The organism is Achromobacter sp. NPDC058515 (genome assembly GCF_042721735.1).
Taxonomy (GTDB): domain Bacteria; phylum Pseudomonadota; class Gammaproteobacteria; order Burkholderiales; family Burkholderiaceae_B; genus Achromobacter.
Map to the genome: position 1 here is coordinate 214,791 of NZ_JBHXNI010000001.1, position 24,493 is coordinate 239,283.

Annotated in this window: 26 protein-coding genes and 1 pseudogene; 17 read left to right on the top strand and 10 right to left on the bottom strand. The window is 68.0% G+C overall.

Features of this window, described 5'->3' with window-relative positions; genetic code table 11:
- The gene (locus ACFWP0_RS01000) at positions 1–1,005 is read right to left on the bottom strand and encodes an Lrp/AsnC family transcriptional regulator (protein ID WP_377839116.1); all 1,005 of its coding nucleotides are present in this window, start codon (positions 1,003–1,005) and stop codon (positions 1–3) included.
- Positions 1,006–1,086: 81 nt separating this feature from the next.
- Between ACFWP0_RS01000 and ACFWP0_RS01005 the strand changes: the two genes are divergently transcribed.
- The gene (locus tag ACFWP0_RS01005; RefSeq protein WP_377839117.1) at positions 1,087–2,391 is read left to right on the top strand and encodes an MFS transporter; all 1,305 of its coding nucleotides are present in this window, start codon (positions 1,087–1,089) and stop codon (positions 2,389–2,391) included.
- Positions 2,392–2,406: 15 nt separating this feature from the next.
- Positions 2,407–3,834 carry an amidase gene (locus tag ACFWP0_RS01010; protein WP_377839118.1) on the top strand — a complete coding sequence of 476 codons (1,428 nt, stop codon included), beginning with the start codon at positions 2,407–2,409 and terminating at the stop codon, positions 3,832–3,834.
- A gap of 122 nt (positions 3,835–3,956) precedes the next feature.
- Here the strand turns inward: ACFWP0_RS01010 and ACFWP0_RS01015 are convergent, their stop codons facing one another.
- From ACFWP0_RS01015 to metK, 3 genes and pseudogenes are all read right to left on the bottom strand, one after another.
- Positions 3,957–4,376, bottom strand: coding sequence for a type II toxin-antitoxin system VapC family toxin (locus ACFWP0_RS01015; RefSeq protein ID WP_377839119.1), 420 nt, complete (start codon positions 4,374–4,376; stop codon positions 3,957–3,959).
- Positions 4,376–4,543, bottom strand: a pseudogene (locus tag ACFWP0_RS01020) (type II toxin-antitoxin system Phd/YefM family antitoxin); the annotation flags it as partial. The pseudogene ACFWP0_RS01020 and the gene ACFWP0_RS01015, both read right to left, overlap by 1 nt.
- A gap of 110 nt (positions 4,544–4,653) precedes the next feature.
- Positions 4,654–5,817, bottom strand: coding sequence for a methionine adenosyltransferase (gene metK / locus ACFWP0_RS01025; protein WP_377839120.1), 1,164 nt, complete (start codon positions 5,815–5,817; stop codon positions 4,654–4,656).
- Positions 5,818–6,095: 278 nt separating this feature from the next.
- On the opposite strand from metK, the gene ACFWP0_RS01030 reads away from it, so the two are divergent.
- The 5 genes from ACFWP0_RS01030 to xerC are packed head-to-tail and all read left to right on the top strand — an operon-like array spanning position 6,096 to position 10,531.
- The gene (locus ACFWP0_RS01030; protein ID WP_377839122.1) at positions 6,096–6,962 is read left to right on the top strand and encodes a lysophospholipid acyltransferase family protein; all 867 of its coding nucleotides are present in this window, start codon (positions 6,096–6,098) and stop codon (positions 6,960–6,962) included.
- A gap of 39 nt (positions 6,963–7,001) precedes the next feature.
- Positions 7,002–7,892, top strand: a complete 891-nt coding sequence (locus tag ACFWP0_RS01035; RefSeq protein WP_377839123.1) for a lysophospholipid acyltransferase family protein — start codon at positions 7,002–7,004, stop codon at positions 7,890–7,892.
- Between the two features lie 21 nt (positions 7,893–7,913).
- Entirely contained in the window at positions 7,914–8,825 is a 912-nt protein-coding gene (gene dapF, locus ACFWP0_RS01040; RefSeq protein WP_377839125.1) for a diaminopimelate epimerase, read from the top strand.
- 4 nt (positions 8,826–8,829) lie between these two features.
- Entirely contained in the window at positions 8,830–9,507 is a 678-nt protein-coding gene (locus ACFWP0_RS01045; protein ID WP_377839126.1) for a DUF484 family protein, read from the top strand.
- Between the two features lie 34 nt (positions 9,508–9,541).
- Positions 9,542–10,531 (top strand): tyrosine recombinase XerC, encoded by a 990-nt coding sequence (gene xerC / locus ACFWP0_RS01050; protein ID WP_377839127.1) that lies wholly within the window; start codon positions 9,542–9,544, stop codon positions 10,529–10,531.
- On the opposite strand, the gene ACFWP0_RS01055 is transcribed toward xerC, so the two are convergent.
- From ACFWP0_RS01055 to ACFWP0_RS01075, 5 genes are read right to left on the bottom strand one after another with little or no spacing between them, the layout of a single operon-like run.
- Positions 10,528–11,556, bottom strand: coding sequence for a nickel/cobalt transporter (locus ACFWP0_RS01055; protein WP_377839629.1), 1,029 nt, complete (start codon positions 11,554–11,556; stop codon positions 10,528–10,530). The genes xerC and ACFWP0_RS01055 overlap by 4 nt on opposite strands.
- Positions 11,557–11,591: 35 nt before the next feature.
- A complete protein-coding gene (locus ACFWP0_RS01060) occupies positions 11,592–12,275 on the bottom strand; it encodes a DUF1007 family protein (RefSeq protein ID WP_377839129.1) in 684 nt (227 codons plus the stop codon).
- A complete protein-coding gene (locus tag ACFWP0_RS01065) occupies positions 12,236–13,228 on the bottom strand; it encodes a metal ABC transporter substrate-binding protein (RefSeq protein WP_377839130.1) in 993 nt (330 codons plus the stop codon). The genes ACFWP0_RS01060 and ACFWP0_RS01065 overlap by 40 nt, the downstream gene beginning before the upstream one ends.
- Positions 13,229–13,249: 21 nt before the next feature.
- On the bottom strand, positions 13,250–14,116 hold the full coding sequence (locus tag ACFWP0_RS01070; protein ID WP_377839631.1) for a metal ABC transporter permease: 867 nt from the start codon (positions 14,114–14,116) through the stop codon (positions 13,250–13,252).
- The gene (locus ACFWP0_RS01075; RefSeq protein WP_377839632.1) at positions 14,113–14,835 is read right to left on the bottom strand and encodes a metal ABC transporter ATP-binding protein; all 723 of its coding nucleotides are present in this window, start codon (positions 14,833–14,835) and stop codon (positions 14,113–14,115) included. Before ACFWP0_RS01075 ends, ACFWP0_RS01070 begins: the two co-directional genes overlap by 4 nt.
- A 313-nt stretch (positions 14,836–15,148) precedes the next feature.
- On the opposite strand from ACFWP0_RS01075, the gene ACFWP0_RS01080 reads away from it, so the two are divergent.
- From ACFWP0_RS01080 to hslU, 5 genes are all read left to right on the top strand, one after another.
- Complete coding sequence (locus tag ACFWP0_RS01080) at positions 15,149–15,652, top strand: Fur family transcriptional regulator (protein WP_377839131.1); 504 nt, start codon at positions 15,149–15,151, stop codon at positions 15,650–15,652.
- A 343-nt stretch (positions 15,653–15,995) separates the two neighbouring features.
- Complete coding sequence (locus tag ACFWP0_RS01085; RefSeq protein WP_377839133.1) at positions 15,996–17,114, top strand: CobW family GTP-binding protein; 1,119 nt, start codon at positions 15,996–15,998, stop codon at positions 17,112–17,114.
- A gap of 125 nt (positions 17,115–17,239) precedes the next feature.
- Entirely contained in the window at positions 17,240–17,704 is a 465-nt protein-coding gene (gene dksA, locus ACFWP0_RS01090; protein ID WP_006216410.1) for an RNA polymerase-binding protein DksA, read from the top strand.
- Between the two features lie 118 nt (positions 17,705–17,822).
- Positions 17,823–18,362: an ATP-dependent protease subunit HslV gene (gene hslV / locus ACFWP0_RS01095; protein ID WP_171666964.1), complete on the top strand. Its 540-nt coding sequence runs from the start codon at positions 17,823–17,825 to the stop codon at positions 18,360–18,362.
- Positions 18,363–18,431: 69 nt separating this feature from the next.
- Positions 18,432–19,766, top strand: a complete 1,335-nt coding sequence (gene hslU / locus ACFWP0_RS01100) for an ATP-dependent protease ATPase subunit HslU (protein ID WP_377839134.1) — start codon at positions 18,432–18,434, stop codon at positions 19,764–19,766.
- 88 nt (positions 19,767–19,854) lie between these two features.
- Here the strand turns inward: hslU and ACFWP0_RS01105 are convergent, their stop codons facing one another.
- The gene (locus ACFWP0_RS01105; RefSeq protein WP_377839135.1) at positions 19,855–20,160 is read right to left on the bottom strand and encodes a copper-binding protein; all 306 of its coding nucleotides are present in this window, start codon (positions 20,158–20,160) and stop codon (positions 19,855–19,857) included.
- 208 nt (positions 20,161–20,368) lie between these two features.
- Here ACFWP0_RS01105 and ACFWP0_RS01110 point away from each other — a divergent pair, with 208 nt between their 5' ends.
- From ACFWP0_RS01110 to rfbC, 5 genes are read left to right on the top strand one after another with little or no spacing between them, the layout of a single operon-like run.
- Entirely contained in the window at positions 20,369–20,923 is a 555-nt protein-coding gene (locus ACFWP0_RS01110; RefSeq protein WP_377839137.1) for a cob(I)yrinic acid a,c-diamide adenosyltransferase, read from the top strand.
- A 51-nt stretch (positions 20,924–20,974) separates the two neighbouring features.
- Entirely contained in the window at positions 20,975–22,042 is a 1,068-nt protein-coding gene (rfbB, locus tag ACFWP0_RS01115) for a dTDP-glucose 4,6-dehydratase (RefSeq protein WP_377839138.1), read from the top strand.
- 16 nt (positions 22,043–22,058) lie between these two features.
- Positions 22,059–22,970 (top strand): dTDP-4-dehydrorhamnose reductase, encoded by a 912-nt coding sequence (gene rfbD / locus ACFWP0_RS01120; protein ID WP_377839139.1) that lies wholly within the window; start codon positions 22,059–22,061, stop codon positions 22,968–22,970.
- Entirely contained in the window at positions 22,952–23,833 is an 882-nt protein-coding gene (gene rfbA, locus ACFWP0_RS01125; protein ID WP_377839141.1) for a glucose-1-phosphate thymidylyltransferase RfbA, read from the top strand. The genes rfbD and rfbA overlap by 19 nt, the downstream gene beginning before the upstream one ends.
- Positions 23,833–24,375, top strand: coding sequence for a dTDP-4-dehydrorhamnose 3,5-epimerase (rfbC, locus tag ACFWP0_RS01130; RefSeq protein WP_377839142.1), 543 nt, complete (start codon positions 23,833–23,835; stop codon positions 24,373–24,375). The genes rfbA and rfbC overlap by 1 nt, the downstream gene beginning before the upstream one ends.
- Positions 24,376–24,493 lie beyond the last annotated feature (118 nt).

Below are 24,493 nucleotides of genomic sequence, written 5' to 3' on the forward strand. Positions count from 1 at the left end.
TCAGGCGGCTTCCGGCCCCAGCCGCGCCCCCGCGCGCACAATGCCGCAACGCTTGTGCGCGCGCATCACCACGCCGACTTCGCTGTTGAGCACGCCGTCCAGCTCGCCCAGCCGGCGCGTCACCACGTCCCACAAATGCAGGCTGTCCCGGCACAGCACGTGCCAGAAGAGCTGCGAAGCGCCGCTGGTGCCGAACAGGCAGCGCGTATTCGGATCCAGCGCCAGATGCGCGGCCAGCGCGTCCACCGCCTGCGGGCGCACCTGCACCGAGATCACGGCTTCGACGGGAAAGCCGACCAGCGCCGGTTCGACTTCCACGCGAAAGCTCAGCGCGCGGCGCTCCACCAGGTTCTGCAGCAGGCGATGCGCGGTGGGCTCGCTCACGCCGGCCTGCTCGGCCAGCTCGGCCAGGCTGGCGCGCCCGTCTCGCATCAGATGGGTCACCATGCGCTGTTCCGGCTCGGTCAGGGCCGCCGGCGGCCGCGACTGCGGCGCTTCGGCCGCGTCGTCCGGCTGCGCCTGGATGCGCCATTGGCCGGCGCGGCGGAACGGCCGCAGCACCAGCCGCGCTTCCACATGCTCCACGCCGTCTATCGACGGCAGCACATGCGTCACCACGTCCGGCATGTCGGCGGCGTCCGCCAGCGTCAGCTCGGCCATCAGGTCGGCCGAGCCGGCAAGCGTCACCACGAGCTGGCTGATGTCCAGCCGCGCCAATTGCTCGGCCACGTCCGGCACCCGCCCCGAACGACAGCGCACCCAGGCGTGCAGCACCACGCCGCGGCCAGTGGCCAGCGGGTCCGGCTCGGCGATGACGCGCAGCGCGTCGGCCTCCATCAGGCGCTTGAGGCGCCGCGCGACCGTGCGTTCGGCAATGCCGGTCGCGGCGCCCAGCTCGCGCCAGGAGGCGCGAGGCTCGGCCTGCAGCGCGACCAGGCAGGCCAGATCGGTGTCGTCCAATGCCGGAATTAGGGGGTTACCCTTACTTGACGTGACCATATCCATTAACTTAACGTTCGCGCATTGATAAAAACATAAAATTAAACGGTCTTTTTGACCAAAAATAAATTCTTATTTGAGGACGTCATGAGCAGCACATCCGCAACCTTGCGCCAGGCGCAAGGGGCAAGCGCCGCGCCCGTTTCCCGCGCCCGCACGATTCTGGCCGGTAGTGTAGGCAATGCGGTCGAATGGTTCGACTGGACCATCTACGCTTCCTTCGCCATCTTCTTTTCCAGCCAGTTCTTCCCGGAAGGCAACGAAACCACCGCCTTGCTGGCGACCTTCGGCATCTTCGCCGTGGGCTTCTTCATGCGTCCCGTGGGCGGCTGGGCGCTCGGCATCTTCTCCGACCGCTACGGCCGCAAGGCCGCGCTGGGCCTGACGATCCTGATGATGGCGGGCGGTTCGCTCATCATCGCCATCACCCCCACCTACGCCGCCATCGGCCTGGCCGCCCCGCTGCTGCTGACCGCCGCCCGCCTGCTGCAAGGCCTGTCCCTGGGCGGAGAGTATGCCTCGGCGACGACCTTCCTGGCGGAAATGGCGCCTCCCAACAAGCGCGGCTTCTATTCCAGCTTCGTCTTCTTCAGCGCCGCCGTCGGCATCCTGGCCGCCTCCGCGGTGGGCTGGATCCTGACGTCCACGCTGACCAAGGCCGACATGGCCGCCTGGGGCTGGCGCATTCCGTTCCTGATCGGCGCGTTCGGCGGCCTGGCCGGCATGTGGATCCGCCGCTCCATCCCGGAAACCGAGGCCTTCTCGCACGCCAAGAAGGCCGGCGTCGAAAAGCAGCCGCTGCGCACCCTGCTGCGCGACCACCCGCGCGAAGTGCTGCGCATCGTGGGCTTCTCGATCCTGACGACGTTCGCGTTCTATATCTTCGTGGCCTACGTGCCCACCTACGCCATCCGCCAGGTGGGCGCCGACCCCAAGACCGCGTTTGCCGCCAACACCGTCGCGCTGATCGTGTTCATGCTGGTGCAGCCGGTCTTCGGCATGCTGTCCGACCGCATCGGCCGCAAGCCGCAGCTGATCTTCTTCGCCGCCGGCTACCTGGTCTTCTTCTATCCGCTGATGACCACGCTGGGCCCGTCCTTCGGCTCGATCCTGGCGGTGGAGCTGTTCGGCTTGGTGCTGTACGCCATGTACACGTCGATTGCCCCGGCCATCATGTCCGAGCAGTTCCCCACCAGCGTGCGCGCCGTCGGCATCGGCACGCCGTACAACCTGGTCGTGGCGCTGCTGGGCGGCACCACGCCCTATCTGCTGACCTGGCTGCAAAGCAAGGGCATGGAGCGCTGGTTCTTCTATTACGTGCTGGCGGGCGCCGTGATCACCCTGATCACCTTCATCCGCATGCCCGAGACCCGCGGCCAGGTCCTGAAGTAAACGACGACGAGCCCCATGCCAGCCCAAGACACCCCTCTGCATTTCCGAGACGCCCGCGAACTTGCCCGCGCCATCCGCCAGCGCGAACTCAGTTCGCGCCAGGTCACCCTGCATTTCCTGGACCGCATCGAGCGCGCGCCCGCGCTGGCCGCCTACAGCGAGGTCACTGCCGAACGCGCGATGGCGCAAGCCGAGGCCGCGGACCGCTTGCGTGAGGCAGGCATCTTCATGGGGCCCCTGCACGGCGTGCCGGTGGCGATCAAGGACAGCGTCCAGTGGGAAGGCACCTCGGCCAGCGGCGGATCGCGGACGCGCCTGGGCGTCGTCAGCAGCGGCACCGCCGCCGCGGCGCGGGGGCTGGCGATCCAAGGCATGGTCATCCTGGGCAAGACGCGCATGACCGAGTTCGCGTTCGGCCTGTCGGGCCAGAACCCGACGCAAGGCACGGCGCGCAATCCCTGGGACGCCAAGACAGCGCGCGCGCCGGGCGGATCCTCCAGCGGCTCGGGCGTGGCGGTGGCGGCCGGACTGGCGCCCCTGGCGCTGGGCGGCGACACCGGCGGTTCCGTGCGCGCGCCCGCGGCGTTGAACGGAGTGGTCGGCTACAAGCCGTCGACCGGCATCATCAGCCGCGCCGGCTGCCTGCCTCTGTCGGATACGCTGGACGTGCTGGGCCCGATCTCCCGCAGCGTCGCGGACGCCCGCCTGCTGACGCAGGCGCTGGCAGGCCCCGATGTCGACGACGCGGCGACGCTGGCCCTGCCCCCCGCCTGCGTCGCCGCGCTGCGCCGCTCCGAGGCGCGCAGGCCTGGCGCGGTGGCCGTGCTGGCGCCGCAAGCCTGGCCCGCCGCGCTGACCGACGCCGGCCTGCAGGCCTGGCATCAGGCGCAGGAGCGCCTGGCGCAAGCCGGTTTCACGCCCACGGCCTGGCATCCGCCCGAATCCCTGTCGTTTGCCCGCATGGCGGACGACAACTCGCTGGTGCTGGCCTACGAGGCCTATCGATACTACGGCGCGCTGGCCGAAGACCCCGCGCAGCCGCTGTGGGACGTGGTGCGCGCGCGCATCGCCGCGGGCGGCCGGATCGCGCAGGCCGACTACGAGGCCGCGCTGCTGCGCCGCCACGCCGACATGGCCGCCTTCGCGCTGGCCATGCGAGGGGTGGACGCCTTGCTGATGCCCGCCTGCGACCAGGCCGCACAGCCCCTGGACGCCGAAGACGTGCGCCACGCCGGCCTGGGCAAGCTGCTGCGCCCGGCCAACTTCCTGGGCGCGGCCGCCATCGCGCTGCCGGCCGGCTTCGACGCCGACGGCATGCCCGGCTCGGTGCAGCTGCTGTCTCCGGCCGGGCGCGATGCCGCGCTGCTGGATTGCGCAGAGGCGCTGGAACCGGTGCTGTCGCCGGACCCGCGCGTACCGGACCTGTCGGCCTGGGGCCTCTGACTTCCAGGCGGCGCCGCAACGACAAACGCCCCCGCGATGCGGGGGCGTTTGCGTGTTGGCGGGTCAGATGGCCATGCGGGCGTTGTCGCTGCTCGACCGCGCCTGCGTGCTGGCATCGGGCCTCAAGCCCACGGATTGATGATTGTCACTCCCGTGGGCTTGAAATCATCCACGTTGCGGGTCACCAACGCCATGCCGTGCACGATGGCCGTTGCCGCAATCAGCGCATCCCGCTCGCCTCGCTTATCGGGTGCGTGAAGGCGGGCGCAGCGTTGCGCCACCGCCGTATCGACTGGAAGCGTGCGGCCCGAAAACTCGGGCAATACTTGCTGTTCCAGCCATGAACGCAGCATGGCGCCTTGAATCGCATCCTTGCGTTCTATCGACAGAACGCCAAGCTCCAGCTCCATGATGGTGATAGCCGATACAAAAAGATCGGCGGCATCAACGCCCGCCGCCCATGCCGCGACGTTTGCATCGGCCCTGCCCAGCCGGACCCTGCGCAACTCGGACACCACATTTGTATCGAGGACGTACATCATCAGAAGTCAACCGGCCGGGTTCCGATGGCCACGCACGGCGGCTCGAATTCAACGTCGGCAACGCCCGGCATTGCCAGCGCATCGGCGATGTTGCGTCGCTGCTTTGTGAGCCGCTGATAGTCCTCAAAGCTCAACAGCACATGAGCAGGCTTGCCACGGTCTGTAATGCAATACCGATGCAAGAGCACAGCGGCCCGTAATGCAAGACGCCCCCGCATGTGCGGAGGCGTCTTGTCCGATCAGGCCGTGGATCAAGCCGATCCGGCGGACTTTCTCGTCAGGCGGACTTCTTCAGTTCCTGGACCTTGTCCGTGGCTTCCCACGAGAATTCCGGCTCCGAACGGCCGAAGTGGCCGTAGGCGGCGGTCTTGGCGTAGATCGGGCGCAGCAGGTCCAGCATGTTCACGATGCCCTTCGGACGCAGGTCGAAGTGCTCGCGCACCAGCTTGGCGATCTGGTCGTCGGGGATGACGCCCGTGCCTTCGGTGTAGACGGTGATGTTGATGGGCTCGGCCACGCCGATGGCGTAGCTGACCTGCACCTGGCACTGGCGCGCCAGGCCGGCGGCCACGATGTTCTTGGCCACGTAGCGGGCGGCGTAGGCGGCCGAACGGTCGACCTTGGACGGATCCTTGCCCGAGAACGCGCCGCCGCCGTGCGGGCATGCGCCGCCGTAGGTGTCGACGATGATCTTGCGGCCGGTCAGGCCGCAATCGCCTTGCGGGCCGCCGATGACGAAGCGGCCGGTCGGGTTGACCAGGAACTTCGTCTGCGGCGTGATCAGGCCTTCGGGGAAGCTGGGCTTGATGATGTCTTCGATCACCGCTTCGCGGATGGTCTCTTGCGTGACCTCGGGCGCGTGCTGGGTCGACAGCACCACGGTGTCGACTTCCGCCGGGCGGCCGTCGACATAGCGGAACGTCACTTGCGACTTGGCGTCGGGACGCAGCCACGGCAGGCGGCCATCCTTGCGCAGTTCGCTCTGGCGCTGCACCAGGCGGTGCGCGTACCAGATCGGAGCCGGCATCAGGTCGGGCGTTTCGTCGCACGCGTAGCCGAACATCAGGCCCTGGTCGCCCGCGCCCTGGTTCAGATAGTCTTCCGAGCTGCGGTCCACGCCTTGGGCGATGTCGGGCGATTGCTTGTCGTACGCAACCAGCACCGCGCAGCCCTTGTAGTCGATGCCGTACTCGGTGTTGTCGTAGCCGATGCGGCGAATGGTGTCGCGCGCGACCTGGATGTAGTCGACGTTGGCGGTGGTGGTGATTTCGCCAGCCAGCACGACCAGGCCCGTGTTGCACAGCGTTTCAGCTGCAACGCGCGCATTGGGGTCCTGGGTGAAGATGGCGTCGAGGATCGAGTCGGAAATCTGGTCGGCAACCTTGTCGGGGTGCCCTTCGGAGACGGACTCGGAGGTAAAGAGAAAATCGTTGTTGGCCACAGATGCGTCCTTGCTTGTCCGGAATTCCCGGCACATAGGTTCACGAGGCGCGTTGCACCCCGTTCTACATGGCATACGCCAATCTGGGCGCGACGCTTTAGCGGATTTGGCAATGGCCGCGCACAGCGCTGCACCCCTTGCCGTCGCCCCGCAAGTTGTCGGTTAACTCGGCGACTGAAGGCATTTTAAGCGAAAATGCCGTTCTTATGCTTGAGCCCGGGGTGTATACATATTCCCCGAGCACCGGCAGTACCCTGCCCGTTCTCACCCTTTTGCCGATGCTGCTCTCCTTGTTCCGACTCTTTGCCGCCCTGCCGCTACCCGTCGCGCACGCTCTGGGGCGCCTTGCCGGGCGCGCGATCTACGCCTGGCCCGGCAAGTACCGGCGTCGCCTGCAGGCCAATGCGGCGCAGGCCGGCTACCCCGGCGCGGCGTTCGCCCGGCGGGCGGCGGGCGAGACCGGCGCCATGATCCTGGAAAATCCGCGCGTCTGGTTTCGCAATGAACAAAGCCTGGCCCAGGTGGTCTCGGACGACAACGACGTGGTCGACGCGGCGCGCGCCGAAAAGCGCGGCATCCTGTTCCTGACGCCGCACCTGGGCTGCTTCGAGATCACCGCCCGCTACCTGGCCCGCCAGATGCCCATGACGGTCATGTTCAGGCCCCCGCGCAAGGACTTCCTGGCCCCGCTCCTGGAAACGGCGCGCAACAGTTCGGCCGTCAATGCGGTGCCGGCGACCATGCAAGGCGTCCGTGAATTCGTGCGCGCCCTGCGCCGCGGCGAGTCCGTAGGCATGCTGCCCGACCAGGCGCCCGGCGTGGGCGACGGCGTATGGGCCCCGTTCTTCGGACGCATGGCCTATACGATGACGCTGCCGGGCAAGCTGGCCACGCAGACCAACGTGCCCATCATCCTGACCGCCGGCGAACGGCTGCCCAACGGCCGCGGCTGGCGCATCCACTATGTGCGCGTGCCCGAGCCGCTGCCCGCCGACGCAGAATCCCAGGCTGCGCTGCTCAACGCCGCCATGGAAACACTGATCCGCCGTTGCCCCGAGCAATACCTCTGGAGCTACAACCGCTACAAGACGCCGCGCGGCGCGCCCCCGGCGCCCGCCGCCGATGCGGCGTCGACGGCAAGCTGAACCCGCCGTCGCACCTGCCCCGGCCCCATCCCCCACACCATGACTGACTTCAAAACGCGCGCGCTGGTTTCCCTGCTGAAATGGTTCTCCCGCATGCGGCCCTCGACCCGGCAGCGCGTCGGCGCCTGCCTGGGCTGGCTGGGCCTGCGGCTGGCCAAATCGCGCGCGCACATCGTCCGCCGCAATCTGGCGCTGTGTTTCCCGGACCAGCCCGAGGCCGTCCGCGAGCGCTGGGCGGCCGAACACTTCCGCGCCCTGGCGCAATCCATCGTGGATCGCGGCGTGCTCTGGTACGGAACCGCCGAGGCCGTCAAGGAGCTGGTGACGCAGACGGGCGCGGAGCAGATCAACGCGCTGATCGCCCAAGGCCGTCCTGTCATCCTGCTGGCGCCGCACTTCATCGGGCTGGACGCGTCCGCCACCCGGCTGACGCTGGAGCTCCCCAGCGCCGCCACCATGTACACGCCGCAAAGCGACCCCCACGTCGACGCGGTGGTTGCCGCCGGACGGGCCCGCTTCAACGAGGTCTTCCTGGTCAGCCGCAAGGACGGGGTGCGCGAACTGATCCGTCACCTGCGCGAACCGCGCCCCGTCTACTACCTGCCGGACATGGATTTCGGCCGCCAGGGCGCGGTTTTCGTGCCGTTCTTCGGCGTCCAGGCCGCCACCCTGCTTGCCACCGCGCAGTTGGCCAAGAAATGGAATGCCGCCGTGCTGCCCATCCTGGGCTTCTGGAACCCGGATACCGGCCGCTACCATATGGACGTCCTGCCGCCGCTGGCGGACTTTCCGGGCGAAGACACCCTGGAGGAGGCCACCGCAAGGCTGAACCGCGATCTGGAATCCTGGGTGCGCCGCTGCCCCAGCCAGTACTACTGGGTCCACCGCCGGTTCAAGACGCGTCCCCCAGGCGAGCCCAAGCTCTACTGACCCCCGGCCCGCGCCGCAATAATGGGCGATAATCCGGTGATGAACTGGAACTTCACCAAAATGCATGGCGCGGGCAATGATTTCGTCGTGCTCGACGGCGTCCGCCAGGCCATCGACATGACGCCCGAGCGCGCCCGCGCCCTGGGCGACCGGCATTTCGGCATCGGCGCCGACCAGATCCTCCTGGTCGAACGCGCCACGCGGCCGGACGCGGATTTCCGCTACCGCATTTTCAACTCCGACGGCACCGAGGTCGAGCACTGCGGCAACGGCGCCCGGTGCTTCGTGCGGTTCGTCCATGAACAGGGCTTGTCCGACCGCAACCCGCTGCGCGCGGAGATCGCCACCGGCATCCTCGTCCTGGACGAGGGCGACGACGAGCAGGTCACCGTGGAAATGGGCAGCACCCGTTTCGACCCCGCCGCCCTGCCGTTCGACACCGCGGGCCTGGCCTCGCGCGCGCAGGGCCAGGACACGTTGTGGGACCTGGAGCTGGACGCGCCCGCCGGCCTGCCCCGCACGGTCGCCATATCGGCGGTGGCCATCTCCAATCCGCATGCGGTGCAGGTGGTCGACGATGTCGACACCGCGCCCGTGTCCGTCCTCGGCCCCCTGATCGAAACCCATCCGCGCTTTGCCCGCCGGGTCAACGCCGGCTTCATGCAAGTGGTGGACCGCCACAACATCCGGCTGCGCGTCTTTGAACGCGGCGCCGGCGAAACCCTGGCTTGCGGCACCGGCGCCTGCGCCGCGGTCGCGGCCGGCATCCGCCGCGGCCTGCTCGAGTCCCCCGTGCGCGTGCAGACGCGCGGCGGCGTGCTCACCATTGCCTGGAACGGCGAACAGCTACGCATGACCGGCCCCGCCGAATCCGTCTTCACGGGCCAAGTCGACATCGACAAGCTCGTCTTCTCCATGGCGCTGAACCGATAACCCTATGACCGATACCGCTTTCACCGCCCAGGACATCGCCGGCTTCCTGCAAGAGAACCCCGGCTTCTTCGACGAACACGCCGAAGTCTTCGCCACCCTGCAGGTGCCGCATCCGCACGGCTCGCGCGCCATTTCGCTGGGCGAACGCCAGATCCTCACGCTGCGCGAACGCAACCGCGAACTGGAATGGCGCCTGAACGAACTCGTGCGCAACGCCAGCGCCAACGAAAGCATCGGCACGCATGTGGCCAAGTGGTGCTGCCGCCTGCTGTCCGAATGCGACCCGCAACTGGTGCCTGGCGAAATCGCGCTGGGCCTGGCCGAGCAGTTCGAACTGAACCATGTGGCGCTGCGCCTGTGGGACCTGTCCGAGCTGCCCGCGCACGGCTATGGCGAGCCCGTCACTCAGGACGTCCGCACCTTCACCGACAGCCTGAAGACGCCGTACTGCGGCACCGACACTGCCTTTGAAGCGGCCGCCTGGCTGGACGGCAAGCCCAAGTCGCTGGCGCTGGTGCCCTTGCGCCTGGAAGCCGACGGCGCCGCCGTCGGCCTGCTGGTGCTGGGATCGGACGACCCCGAGCGCTTCACGCCTGAAATGGGCACGACGTTCCTGGAATCCATCGGCCAATTGGCATCCGCCGCGCTGCACCGCCTGAACCCGGCCACGCCCAAGGCCTAGCGCAACGCCCGGGCAGGCGGACAAGGAAAACGCAATGCAGAATGCCGCGCAAGACTCCGATCCGCCCCAGGCCGCCCTGCCCGATCCGATGCGCGCGTGGCTGCGCCATCTGGAAACCAACCGCCGCTATTCGCCCCATACGCTGGACGGCTACCGGCGCGAACTCCACTTCCTGCGCGAGCTGGCCGACACGGCCCGCCTGCCGCTGGACAAGCTCGGCAACGGCCATATCCGCCAGTTCGTGGCGCGCCTGCACGCGCAGGGCCGCGGCCCGCGCAGCCTGGCGCGCACCTTGGCGGCCTGGCGCGGCTTCTACCAATGGTGGGCGCCGGCGATCGAACTGGCCGGCAACCCCGTGGCCGGCGTGCGCGCGCCCAAGGCGCCCCGCGGCCTGCCCAAGGCGCTGTCCGTGGAACAGACCCAGGCCTTGCTCGACCGCCCGCCCGCCCGCGTTGCGACCGAACCCGCCGCGCTGCGCGACCAGGCCATGTTCGAACTGCTCTATTCCAGCGGCCTGCGGCTGTCGGAACTGGTGGGGCTGGACCTGCGCTATGAACGTACGCCGCACTACGAGTCGCGCGGCTGGCTCAACCTGGACGACGCCGAAGTGGTGGTGCTGGGCAAGGGCGGCAAGCGCCGCTCCGTGCCCGTCGGCCAGGAAGCGCTCGCGGCCCTGCGCAAGTGGATCGGCGTGCGCGCGCAACTGGTTCCCGCCGCGCCGCAGCCCGAGGACGCCGCCGCGCTGTTCCTGGGTGCGCGCGGACGCCGGATCTCGCCGCGCGTCGTGCAGCTGCAGTTGGCGCGCATCGCGGCGCAAGCCGGATTGCCCACGCACGTGCATCCGCACGTGCTGCGCCACAGCTTCGCCAGCCACGTTCTGCAATCGGCCCAGGACCTGCGCGCCGTGCAGGAGATGCTGGGCCACGCCAATATCTCGACCACCCAGATCTACACGCGGCTGGACTTCCAGCACCTGGCCAAGGCCTACGACCAGGCGCATCCGCGCGCCGGCCGCAAGTCCTAGCCGCCCCCGGCCATCATGCCGCCCAGCAGCATCACGCCCAGCAACAGCACGGCAACCGCCGCCAGGGCCTCCACGCCATAGCGCAGGCGCGCGGCGCCCGCGCCGGACAGCCGGCGGCCCAGGCGCGTGGCCGCGCCGCCGGCCGCCACGGCCAGGCAGGCCAGCGCCGCCACGGTGAGTCCCGTGCCCAGGCCCATCGCCAGGGCCGACGCCACGCCGGCCAGGAAAAAGCCTTGCGACAGCGCGAACACCAGCACGATCAGCGCCCCGCTGCACGGCCGCAGGCCTACCGCCAGGATGGCCGACCAGGCGCGGCGCCAGTTCAAGGGGCCGGCCACCTGTTCCGGCGTGGGCGCATGGACATGCCCGCAGCCGCAATCGTCGCCATGATGATGCGCGTGCGCATGGCCGTGCCCGGGCGCCGGCGCATGCACGGCAATCGCCCGCAGCGCCGCGGCGCCCGTCAAGGCGGGAGCCTGTGCTGGGGCAAGCGGCCGGGACATGGGGGCACGCCGCAACACGGGGCGCAGCGCCTTGATCCACACGAGCCACGCGCCCAGCAGCGTCACCAGGCCATACGAGGCCAGCTCCAGCCAGCGCGTGGCCTGGTTCATCGTCGCGGCCGTGGCGTTGAACACGACCGCCAGCACCGCCACCATCCCCACCGCCACCAGCGCTTGAATCAGCGCGGACGCCAGCGCCAGCAGCGCGCCGTTGCGCGCGGTCTGGCGATTGGCCAGCACGTACGAGGCAATCACCGCCTTGCCATGGCCGGGGCCCAGCGCATGGAAAACGCCATAGGCAAAGGACAGGCCGATCAGGGTCCAGGCGGCGCCGCCGTCCGCCTGCCAGGCGCGCACCGCGCCCGTCAGCTGCCGATAGAAATGCGATTGCCAGACGGAGACCTGGCCGAAGAAGCTGGCCAGCCAGCCCGGCCCGCCCATGCCCGCCCCGCTTTCCGGCGCGCCGAAGGGATGCGCGCCCTGCGCGGCGGCCGCGGACATCCACGCCATGCCGCCCAGCATCAGCAGCAGGGCCAGCAACCCCGCCGCGCGCCGCGCTACGGGCACCGCACCTCGATGCGATGCGTCAGTCCCTTGGTGATGGCGAATAGCTCGTCCGGCAAGGCGTCCGGGTCGGCCGGAATCGCGGCCAGTTGCTGCATGGTGTTCCAATCCAGTTCCTTGGGCTTGCGATAGGCGGACGCGCAGGCCGAGCCTTGCGCGCCGCCCAGCGACACCGCGCCCTTTTCGTCAAAGGCGTAGGCCACGAAATAGGTGGGGTCGTAGATATCCACTTGCGCGCCGTCCGCCCCCGGCGCGGCGGGTTCGGCCAGCGGCAGCGTGAAGGACAGCGTCAGGCGCGTGGTCTTCGGGTTCCAGTCGACGCGGGCATCGCGCGGCGCGGCGAACGCGGCCGTCTTGCCGCCCACCGTGACCCGCGTGAAGTAATGCGAGATCGGCTCGCCCAGCGCCTTCATCCAGTCCTGCGCCATACCGCGCAGCGTGTCGGCGGACAGGGACCCGTCCTTGCCCTTCTTGAGCCCCTGCGTGGCATAGGTGCCGAACATCTCGTCGAACAGCCAGACCTGCCGCACGGCCGTGATGCGCTGCTGCCCGTCTATATCGATGGCCGCGCGCGCGTCGATCCACATGTGCGGGTGCGCGCTGGCGGCGCCCGCCGCCAGCATCGCCGCCGCGACGGTCAGGGCTGCAAGGCCGCGGCAAGCTGACGTACGTTCCATTCAAACATTTCCAGATAGGTGGCGCCGGGCTGCCCGGGCTTGGACAGCGCATCGGAATAAAGCGTACCACCCGTCTTGGCGCCGGTCTCGCGCGCGATCTGCTGGACCAGCCTGGGGCTGCTGATGTTCTCCACGAACACCGCGGGCACCCGCTCGCGCCTGACCTGCTCGATGATGCCGGCCACTTCGCCCGCCGAGGGCTCGGCGTCCGTCGACACCCCCATCGCCGGGATGAACGTCACGCCATAGGCGTCGCCGAAGTAGCCGAAGGCGTCGTGCGAGGTCACGACCTTGCGGCGTTCCGCGGGGATGGCGGCAAAGGTTTTCCTGACGCTGGCGTCCAGGGTTTCCAGCCGCGCGATGTACGCCTTTGCGCGCAGCCGGTAGGCGTCCGCGCGCGCCGGATCGGCCGCTGCCAGGCCCTCGGCCACATTGCGCGCGTAGATCACGCCATTGGCGAGGTTCTGCCAGGCATGCGGATCGGCGTCGCCATGATGGTGGTGGCCGTCCTTGGGGTCTCCGTGGTCGTGGTCGTGGTCATGGTCATGGTCGTGGCCGTGCTCGTCATGCTCGCTGCCCGCGCCATGGCCGGCGAACTTGCGCGGCGTCACGCCCTGCGAGGCCACAACGGTCTGGCCGGCAAAGCCCGACGCCTTCGCGAGCCTGGGCAGCCAGGTTTCGAATTCCAGGCCGTTGACGAACAGCACGCGCGCGGCGGACAGCTTCTTCGCGTCGCCCGGCGTGGGTTCGTATTCATGCGCGTCGCCATCGGGCCCGACCAGCGTAGTCAGGCTGACGTCGTCGCCTCCGACTTCCCGCACGATATCGCCCAGGATGGAAAAGCTGGCCACGGCCTTCAAGGGCCCGGCGGCATGCGCGGCCCCCAGAACGGCCGACAGGCACAGGCCGGCCACGGCCAGCAGCGCGCGGCGGCGCGGCGGAATCGAACGCATAGCGAATCTCCTTGTGAAGTCTCAGGCCCGACGCATGCGGCGCGGCGCCCGCAGCAGCCCGCCCTGCGGACCGCCTGCGATGGAAAACAGGTAGCAGGCGCCGGCCGCCAGGATGATGGCGGGGGAGGCCGGCACATTGAAGTGATACGAAACCAGCAGGCCGGCCACCGAGGCGGCCACGCCAATTGCCGCGGCAAGCGGGATCTGGCGGGCGGCCGAACGCACCCAGAAGCGCGCCGCGGCGGCGGGCAGCATCATGATGCCGACCACCATCAGCGTGCCCAGCACCTGGAACCCCGCCACCAGATTCACCACCACCAGCACCAGGAAGCCCATGTGCACCCAGCCGCCCCAGCCGCCGCTGGCGCGCAGAAAGCCCGGGTCCAGGCATTCGGCCACCAGCAGGCGGTAGATCGCGGCCAGCGCCAGCAGGGTCGCGCTGGCCGTGCCCGTCACAAGCAGCAGCGCCGCGTCGTCCAGCCCCAGCACCGTGCCGAACAGCACGTGCAGCAGATCCATGTTGGAGCCGCGCAGCGACACCAGCAGCACGCCCAGGCCCAGCGATATCAGATAGAAGGCCGCGAAACTGGCGTCCTCGCGCAGCGGCGTCAGCCGGGCGACCAGCCCAGCCAGCAGCGCCACGGCAAGGCCGGTGGCGATGCCGCCCAGCATCATCGCGCCCAGCGACAGGCCTGCCAGCAGAAAGCCGGCCGCCACGCCGGGCAGGATGGCGTGCGACATGGCGTCGCCCATCAGGCTCATGCGCCGCAGCACCAGGAACACGCCCAGCGGCGCGGCGCCCAGCGACAGGGCGCTGGCCCCGGCCAGGGCGCGCCGCATGAAGCCGTAGTCCAGGAAGGGCGAGACCACCCATTGCGCCAGCGTCATGCCCAGGACCTCGCGTGCCACTGCCGCGCCGCCTTCAGATGCGCGTCGTCCAAAGAGTCGGCGGTATCGCCCCAGGCCACGACCGAGCCCGACAGGAGCAGGCATTCGGGAAAGTGGCCGCGCACCAGGTCCAGGTCATGCAGCACCGCGATCACGGTCCGGCCCTGGCCGTGCAGGCCGCAAAGCAATGCCATCAGGTCGTCGGCCGTATGGCTGTCCACGGCGGCGAACGGTTCGTCCAGCAGCAGCACCGGCGCGTCCTGCACCAGCATCCGCGCGAACAGCGCGCGCTGCATCTGCCCGCCGGACAGCGTATCCACGCCGCGTCCGGCGGCGTCCGCCAGCCCCACGGTTTCCAGCGCATGCATGCAGCGGTCCAGCTCGCCGCCGCCCACCCTGCGCCAACCGCCCACGCGGCGCCAGGCCCCCATGGCCACCAGCTCCAGCACGGTCACGGGAAAGGACCGGTCCAGCTCGGCGGCCTGGGGCAGCCACGCCAGCGCCGACCGGCCCGCGCCGCCAATGCGCACGCTGCCGCTCATGGGGCGCAGCACGCCCATGATGCCCTTGATCAACGTCGACTTGCCGGCGCCGTTCGGCCCCACCACGGCGGTCATGCCGCCCGCGGCAAAGCTTCCGGACACCGACTTGAGCGCGGCGTGCCCGTGCCAGCCGAAGGAGGCATCGGCCAGCTCGATGGCGACGGGCGCGGCGCTCATCGCGGCCACCAGTCCAGCGCCCAGCCCGTCAGGGCCCACAGCGCCAGCGCCGGGGCTAGCGCGCATGCCATGCGGCGCCAGGCGGAAACGAGGAACGCAGAGCGGCGCGGCGCGGCGCGGGGCCGCTCGGGCAAAAGCGTGAAATGGGACATGGGCAAACGGGCAGGGGGAGGCGGCAGCGGCCAAATCATTATGTTATATCATAACTAAAAAGCCCGCCGCCCAGTGCTTTCCCCCGCGCTCGGAGGTTTTCTGCTACCTTCCAGGCATCTCGCGCGCGTCGCGCGCGTTTCCCATTCAGATAAAGCCCGCCATGCCCGCTCCGCCCCGTTCTCCCCGCAGCGACACCGTAGGCGCCCAGCTCAGCGTCGCCGAGACGCTGTGCGCGCAGCGCGGGCGCCGCCTGACCCCCATCCGCCGCAAGGTCCTGGAGCTGCTGCTGCGCCACGGCCGCAGCCTGAAGGCCTATGAACTGCTTGACGCCATGCGCGCCGTGCACCCGGGCGCCGCGCCCCCCACGGTGTACCGCGCCCTGGACTTCCTGATGGACGAAGGGCTGATCCACCGCCTGGACGCCGTCAACGCCTGGAGCGCCTGCCATGACGCCGGCGGCGCGCCCCACGACCTGCTGGTGGTCTGTACGGGTTGCGGCGCGGTCGCCGAAGTGTCCGACCCGGCCATGAGCCGGCAGTTGGCCGAGCGCGTCGCCCAGACCGGCTACGCCCTGGCCACGCACGAAACCGAAATCCGCGCGCTGTGTCCCCAATGCCAGCAAAAGCAGCCTGCGGACGCCGGCCACTCGCATCACCATCATTAAGCGGCTAGTCCCCCTGGCGGGACCTCCTCCACCAGGCGCATCGGATCGGATGAAGGATCGGGCGCCCGCCCCATCCGCCAGGGCGCATCCTGCCCTTGAAATCCGGCAAACCGCCCCAAAATAGTGATATCGCCCGATACTTGACGGCGTACAGCCGCGATCTGGGCGGCTATGGCCCCCGGGTTGGCCCGGGGTTTGCCCCCTGCCCCCGACTGTGCTGTAATCCTGCGTCCGGCCGCTATCGGCAGCCTACGCAGCCTGTGGCAAACATCATCCGACAGGGGTGGAAAACCCCGGTCAGGCCCCGTGTTTCACGCCTTGACTTCACGCTAGCAGCTTCGCCATGAACACCCCGCGCAGTTTGGACAAAATGGTTCCCGTCACCATCCTCACCGGCTTTCTCGGTGCGGGCAAGACCACCCTGCTCAAACGCATCCTGACCGAATTCCACGGCCGCCGCGTTGCCGTCATCGAAAACGAATTCGGACCGGAAAGCATCGACAACGACCTGCTCGTGCAGGACAGCGATGAAGAAATCATCGAGCTGTCCAATGGCTGCGTCTGCTGCACGGTGCGCGGCGACCTGATGCGCACCCTGTCCGAGCTGCGCGCCAAGCGCGAAGCGGGCCAACTGAATTTCGAACGCGTCATCCTCGAGACGACCGGCATGGCCAACCCCGGCCCCGTCTGCCAGACGTTCTTCATGGACGACGACATCGCCGAGTACTACCGCCTGGACGCGGTGGTCACCGTGGTCGATGCCAAGCACGGCATGTCCACGCTCGACGAGCAGCCGGAAGCCCAGAAGCAGGTCGGTTTCGCCGACCGCATCCTGATCTCGAAGAAAGACCTGGTCAACGAAGTCGACTACGAAGCGCTGCGCCATCGCCTGGTTCACATGAACCCGCGCGCGCCGATCACCGCCGTCAACTTCGGCGAAGTCGACCTGAAGTCCATCATCGACATCAGCGGCTTCAACCTGAATTCCATTCTCGACATCGACCCGGAGTTCCTGGCCGATGAGCACCCCGACGCCGCCCACGACCATGCCCACGACCACGGGCATGACCACGGCCACGATCATGACCACGACCATGATCACGAAGGCGACTGCGGGGCGCACTGCAATCATGCCCATCATCACCACCATCACCAGCACGACGACGAAATCGGCGCGTTCGTGTTCCGTTCCAACAAGCCGTTCGATCCCGCGCGCCTTGAGGAATTCCTGGGCGGCGTGGTGCAGGTCTATGGTCCCGACCTGATGCGCTACAAGGGCATCCTGTACATGAAGGGCATCAACCGCCGCATGTTGTTCCAGGGTGTGCACATGATGATGGGCGCCGAACCCGGCAAGCCGTGGACCGCGGCCGAAAAACCGTCCACCAAGATGGTGTTCATCGGACGTAAGCTGCCCCAGGAGATTTTCACCCGGGGCTTGGAGCAGTGCCTGGCGGGGTAATCCCCCTTCCTGCGTGACGCGATGCGACGAAGGCAGTACTGTGAGGTACGAATAGCGTAGGCAACAAGTAACACGGACCGGGAATGGACGCCCGCGCCAGGATCGATTCATAGTGGAGTGTTTACATGGCTACCAAGGCAGCAACCAAAAAATCAAGCAAGTCGACGAGCGATACGGCGATTGATCTGCCCAGCGAGAAGGAATTGCTGGCCATGCCCGAGTCCGACTATATGAATGAACGCCAGCTGGCCTTCTTCAAGGAACGGCTCAAACAACTCGAACAGGACATCCTGGCCAACGCCGGCGAAACCACTGAGCACCTGCGCGAAACGCAGTTCGTGCCCGATCCCGCCGACCGCGCCACCATCGAGGAAGAACACGCCCTGGAACTGCGCACCCGCGACCGTGAGCGCAAGTTGCTCAAGAAGGTGCAACAGTCCATCGCCCGCATCGACAGCGGCGAATACGGCTGGTGTGAAGAAACCGGCGAACCCATCGGCGTTCCGCGCCTGTTGGCCCGCCCCACGGCCACCCTGTCGCTCGAAGCGCAGGAACGCCGTGAAATGCGCCAGAAGCTCTACGGCGACTGATCCGTCCCGCAATTCACGCCATGCCCTGAAAGGCCATGCTGCTTGCCAGCATGGCCTTTTTTACGCCCTTGATTTCCCCGCGACCGCCCCCAGCTAATCGTTTCAAAGGAAGGAACGCATGGAACAATTTCACGCCACCACCATCGTGTGTGTGCGCCGCGGCAACCGCGTCGCGCTCGGCGGCGATGGCCAGGTCACCCTGGGCAATATCGTCGTCAAGGGCACGGCCCGCAAGATCCGCCGGCTGTACCACGACAAGATCCTGGCCGGCTTCGCCGGGGCCACGGCCGACGCATTCACGCTGCAGGAACGCTTCGAGGCCAAGCTGGAAAAGCACCAGGGCAACCTGATGCGCGCCGCGGTCGAACTGACCCGCGACTGGCGCACCGACCGCGTCCTGCGCCGCCTGGAAGCCATGCTGATCGTGGCCGACACCGAGCACACGCTGGTGCTGACCGGCAACGGCGACGTCCTGGAACCCGAGCACGGCCTGGCCGCCATCGGCTCCGGCGGCGCCTATGCCCAATCGGCCGCGCTGGCCCTGCTGCGCAACACCGAGCTGTCGCCCGAGGTCGTCGTCAAGCAATCGCTGGAAATCGCCGGCGACCTCTGCATCTACACCAACCAGAACCACGTCATCGAAACGCTGGGCGACTGACGCCCGCCACGCGGCGCCCAGCGCGCCGCAGCGCCCCCCAGCCCGCCCTAGCTTCAAGGATTCGCCCTCATGTCCGCATCCAACATGACGCCCGGAGAGATCGTCTCCGAACTCGACAAATACATCGTCGGCCAGGACCGCGCCAAGCGCGCGGTTGCTGTGGCGCTGCGCAACCGCTGGCGCCGCCAGCAGGTCGCTGAGCCGCTGCGCCACGAGATCCACCCCAAGAACATCCTCATGATCGGCCCGACCGGCGTCGGCAAGACCGAGATCGCGCGCCGCCTGGCCAAGCTGGCCAACGCGCCGTTCATCAAGATCGAAGCCACCAAGTTCACCGAAGTGGGCTACGTGGGCCGCGACGTGGACACCATCATCCGCGACCTGACCGAATACTCGATCAAGCAGACGCGGGAACTGGAAATGCGCCGCGTGCGCACCCAGGCCGAGGACGCCGCCGAAGACCGCATCCTGGACGCCCTGGTGCCGCCCGCGCGCGGCGCCTCCGGCGAGCCGGAGCGCGGCGAAGACAACAGCGCCCGCCAGACCTTCAGGAAGCGCCTGCGCGAAGGCAAGATCGACGACCTGGAAATCGAGATCGAAGTCTCCCAGGCCGCGCCGCAGATGGACGTCATGACGCCCCCCGGCATGGAAGAGATGGCCGAGCAGCTGCGCGGCATGTTCGCCGGCATGGCCCGCGACAAGAAGAAGCCCAAGAAGATGAAGGTCCGCGAAGCCTTCAAGCTCATCGTCGACGAAGAAGCGGCCAAGCGCGTCAACGAAGAAGACCTGCGCACCGTGGCCATCAACAACGTCGAGCAGAACGGCATCGTCTTCCTGGACGAAATCGACAAGATCGCGGCTCGCCAGGAATCGGGCGGCGCCGATGTATCGCGCCAGGGCGTGCAGCGCGACCTGCTGCCGCTGGTCGAAGGCACCACCGTCAACACGCGCTACGGCATGGTCCGCACCGACCACATCCTGTTCATCGCGTCCGGTGCGTTCCACCTGTCGCGCCCGTCGGACCTGATCCCCGAGCTGCAGGGCCGCTTCCCGATCCGCGTCGAACTGGAATCGCTGACCGCCGAGGACTTCGTGCGCATCCTGTCCGACACGGACGCGTCGCTGACCAAGCAGTACACCGCGCTGATGGCCACCGAGGACGTGCAGCTCGAATTCACGGAAGAAGGCGTGCGCCGCCTGGCCGAACTGGCTTTCGACGTCAACGAGACCACCGAGAACATCGGCGCCCGCCGCCTGTACACGGTGATGGAGAAGCTGCTGGACGAGCTGTCGTTCGACGCCACCTCCAGCCAGGCCAAGAACGTGACCATCGACGCCGCCTACGTCAATTCGCAACTGGCGGAAGCCGCCAGCAGCCAGGACCTGGCGCGCTACGTGCTGTAACGCCCTGCCCCGGGCCAGCCTGGGGACGGATGCAAAAAACCCCGCTGCAAGCGATTGCGGCGGGGTTTTTTACCTTTGTTGCCGGCGCTTAGTTGCTAATAGCGGTAACCACGTACTTGCCGTCCTTGCGGGTGGCGGTGAAACGCACCTTGTCGCCCGCCTTGATTTTGGCCAGCAGCGCCGGATCCGCCTCGTAGACCAGCGACATGGCCGGCAGGTCCAGCGCCTTGATGGCGTCGTGCTTGATCGTGACCTTGCCCGCGGCGGGGTCCACGCGCCGCACTTCCCCGGTGGCGTCGGCCTGTTGGGCGAATGCCAGCGGCGAGGCCAGCGATACGACGGCCATCGCGGTGGCGACGGCCATGGGCATTGCGTACTTGCGGTTAAAAGCCATATGGGTAACCTCCATGTGCAGCGAAAGCCGGAGCCGGCCCCTGGCCCGCCCCGCTTCCTACAGTGCTAGGATACTGCGCGAATGCAACAGTTCGCCGGCGCGCGCGCAACAATCCTGACGGTTGATTGCAGGCGGCCCGCCCCAGGCGGGCGCGCGCTTACCGCCGGACGCAAAACCCCCACTTCCCCTCACCGAATCAGGACTTCCCATGGCTAACCGCTTATCTGTCATTGCCACCCGCACGGGAGACGACGGCACCACCGGTCTTGGGGACGGATCCCGCCTGCCCAAGGACGCGCCCCGCATTGCGGCGCTGGGCGATGTGGACGAGCTGAACAGCGTCATCGGCCTGCTGCTGACCGAATCCCTGCCCCAGGACGTCGCCGCCGACCTGCTCACCATCCAGCACGACCTGTTCGACATGGGCGCGGAGCTCTGCATCCCGGGCCACGTCGCCCTCAAGGACGAACAGATCGCCCACCTGGACGCGCGCCTGGCGCACTACAACGCAGCGCTGCCGCCCTTGCGGGAATTCATCCTGCCCGGCGGCTCGCGGGGCGCAGCCCTGGCGCACATGGCGCGCACGGCGTGCCGGCGCGCCGAGCGGGCGGTGGTGGCGCTGGCCCAGGCCGACAGCGTCAATCCGCCGGTCCGGCAGTACCTGAACCGGCTGTCGGACCTGATGTTCGTGCTGGCGCGTTGTATAAACCAGCATGCGGGACAGAAAGACACGTTCTGGGCCGGCGCCCAGGCGCGCCGATAGCGCGCGCCTTGAATACGCCAGGCGCCATCGGCGCCTTAGGGTTTTACATAAATGAGCATTCTTGTCACCGGCGGCGCCGGCTTCATCGGGTCCAACTTCGTATTGGACTGGCTTGCGCGCAGCGATGAGCCGGTCGTCACGCTGGATAAGCTGACTTACGCCGGCAACCTCGACAACCTTTCACCGCTGCGGGCCGATCCCAGGCACGCGTTCGTGCAGGGCGACATCGGCGACCAGGCGCTTGTGCGCCAACTGCTGGACGCCCACGCCCCTCGCGCGCTGATCAACTTTGCCGCGGAAACCCACGTCGATCGTTCCATCGCCGATCCGGGCGCGTTCGTCCAGGCCAATATCGTCGGCACCTTCCACTTGCTGGAGGCGGTCCGCGCCTACTGGTCGACCCTGGATGACGGCGGCAAGGCCGCCTTCCGCTTTGTGCATGTCTCGACCGACGAAGTCTACGGCTCCCTGGACGAGGACGCCCCTCCCTTCACCGAGCAGACCTGCTACACGCCGAACAGCCCCTACTCCGCCAGCAAGGCCGCCAGCGACCACCTGGTCCGCGCCTACCACCAGACCTACGGCCTGCCGGTGCTGACGTCGAACTGCTCCAACAACTACGGCCCCCGGCAGTTCCCCGAGAAGCTGATTCCGCTGGTGATCCACAACGCGTTCGCGGGCCAGCCGCTGCCCATCTACGGCGACGGCCTCCAATGCCGGGACTGGCTGTACGTCGCCGATCATTGCGACGCGATTCGCCGGATGCTCGACGCAGGCGCGCCGGGCGCCACGTACAACGTGGGCGGCTGGAACGAAAGGACCAACCTGGAAGTGGTGGGGCTGCTGTGCGCGCTGCTCGACGAGCTCCGGCCCCGCGCGGACGGCCTGCCCTATGCTGCCCAGATCGTCCACGTGCCGGATCGCCCGGGCCACGACCGCCGCTACGCCGTCGACGCCGCGCGCCTGCGGCGCGAACTGGGGTGGATGCCGGCGGAAACCTTCGAATCCGGCATACGGAAAACCGTGCAGTGGTACCTGGACCACGCATCGTGGGTGGCCAATGTCGCCAGCGGCGCCTATCGCGCCGCCACCGGCAAGGCCTGCGGCAAGCCAGACTAGACTTGGCGGGGACGGCGTGAAGATCTTACTGTTGGGCAAAGCCGGCCAGCTCGGCCGCGAACTGCAGCGCACATTGCTCCCGATCGGCGAGGTCACGCCGCTTGGGCGGGACGACGTGGATCTGCGGGACCAGGACGCCTTGCTCCACGCCCTGTCGACCCACCGTCCCGATGCCATCGTGAACGCCGCGGCCTACACCGCCGTCGACCAGGCCGAGGCCGACCCGCAGACGGCCGCCCAGGTCAACGCGCTGGCGGTCTCGACCCTGGCGCAATACGCCCGCGGCTCGCGCGCCCTGCTGGTGCACTTTTCGACCGACTACGTCTTCGACGGCGCGCTGGACAGGCCCTATACCGAAGCCGATGCGCCCAATCCGCGCAATGTGTACGGCGCGACCAAGCTGGCGGGCGAATCCGCCATCCTGGCCAGCGGCTGCGAGGCCTTGGTGTTCCGTTGCAGCTGGATCTACGCGCTGCACGGCCGAAACTTCCCCGCCGCCATCCTGCGCCAGGCGCGGACCCGGGAAAGCCTGGACGTGGTGGCGGACCAGTACGGCTCGCCCACGTCCGCGTGCCTGGTGGCCGGCATCGCCACGCAGGCCATCTCGCGCTATCGCCAGCAGTCGCTGCCGGCGGGCGTCTATCATCTTGCCGCCGGCGGCTACACGAATTGGCACGCGTTCGCGCGCTACCTCGTCGCGGGCGCCCTCGCGCGAGGCGCCCGCCTCGCCCTGTCGCCCGACCGGATTCGCGCCGTCGCCTCGAAGGACTACCCGGCGGCGGCGAAACGGCCTCACAATTCAAGGCTGGACACGACGCGGCTGGCCAACGCGCTGGGGCTCGAATTTTCGCCGTGGACCTTGGACGCGGATAGCTTTCTGGATCAACTTTTTGAAGGCGGGGACGACACATGTTGCGCAAAGGCATAGTGCTGGCCGGCGGCTCCGGCGCGCGGCTGCACCCGGCGACCCTGTCGATCAGCAAGCAACTGCTGCCCGTCTTCGACAAGCCGATGATCTACTACCCGATCAGCACCCTGATGCTGGCGGGCATCCGGGACATCCTCGTCATTTCGACGCCGCAGGACACCCCGCGGTTTCAGCAGCTGCTGGGAGACGGATCGCAATGGGGCTTGAACCTCGCCTACGCGGTACAGCCCTCGCCTGACGGACTGGCCCAGGCGTTCCTCATCGGCGCGCCCTTCATCGGCCAGGGGCCGTCCGCACTGGTGCTGGGCGACAATATTTTCTATGGCCATGAGCTGCCCAGGCTGCTGCAAAGCGCCAATGGGCGCGCGGACGGCGCCACGGTGTTCACCTACCATGTGCAGGATCCCGAACGCTACGGCGTGGCTGAATTCGACCGGCAGGGCAAGGTGCTCTCCATCGAGGAAAAGCCCGCCCGGCCCCGGTCCAGCTACGCGGTGACCGGCCTGTACTTCTACGACAACGACGTCATCGACATCGCCAGAAGCATCAAGCCGTCCGCGCGCGGCGAACTGGAAATCACCGACATCAACCAGCGCTATCTGCAGCAGGGCCGGCTTTCGGTGGAGATCATGGGCCGCGGCTTTGCCTGGCTGGACACCGGCACCCACGAATCGCTGCTGGAAGCCGGCCAGTTCATCGCCACGCTGGAACACCGCCAGGGCCTGAAGGTGGCTTGCCCCGAAGAGATCGCGTTCCGGCAAAAATGGATTACCGCCGGCGACCTCGAAAAGCTGGCCGCGCCCTTGTCCAAGAGCGGCTACGGCAAATACCTGATGCGCGTCCTGGTGGACAAGGTGTTTTGATGAAAGTCCTGCCGCAATCGCTGCCCGAAGTGCTTGTCCTGGAGCCCAGCGTCCAGGCCGACGACCGGGGCTTCTTTTTCGAGAGCTTCAACCAGGCCGCATTCGAAGCCGCGACCGGATCGCGGCGCAGCTTCGTGCAGGACAACCACTCGCGATCGGCCCGGGGCGTCTTGCGCGGACTGCACTACCAGGTCCGGCAAACGCAGGGCAAGCTCGTGCGCGTATGCGCGGGCGAGATCTTCGATGTGGCGGTGGACATGCGCCGCTCGTCGCCGACCTTCGGACGATGGACCGCGGCGGTGCTCAGCGCGGACAACAGGCGCCAGATGTGGATCCCCGAAGGGTTCGCGCACGGCTTCCTGGCGCTGTCCGAATCCGCCGACGTCCTGTACAAGACCACCGACTACTACGCGCCGCAATACGAGCGCTGCGTCCGCTGGGACGACCCCGACCTGGGCATCGCCTGGCCCTGCGCGCAGCCGCCCACGCTGTCCGCCAAGGACCTGAACGGCGCCCGGCTGCGGGACGCAGAAAGCTGCTGATCGCGGCGGGGGGGGGGGGGGGGGGCCCCCCCCCCCCCCCCCCCCCCCGGGGGGGTTAAAAAAAAAAACAACCCCCCGCACCACCTGCCAATAGAGGTGTGGGGGGGGGGGGGGTTTT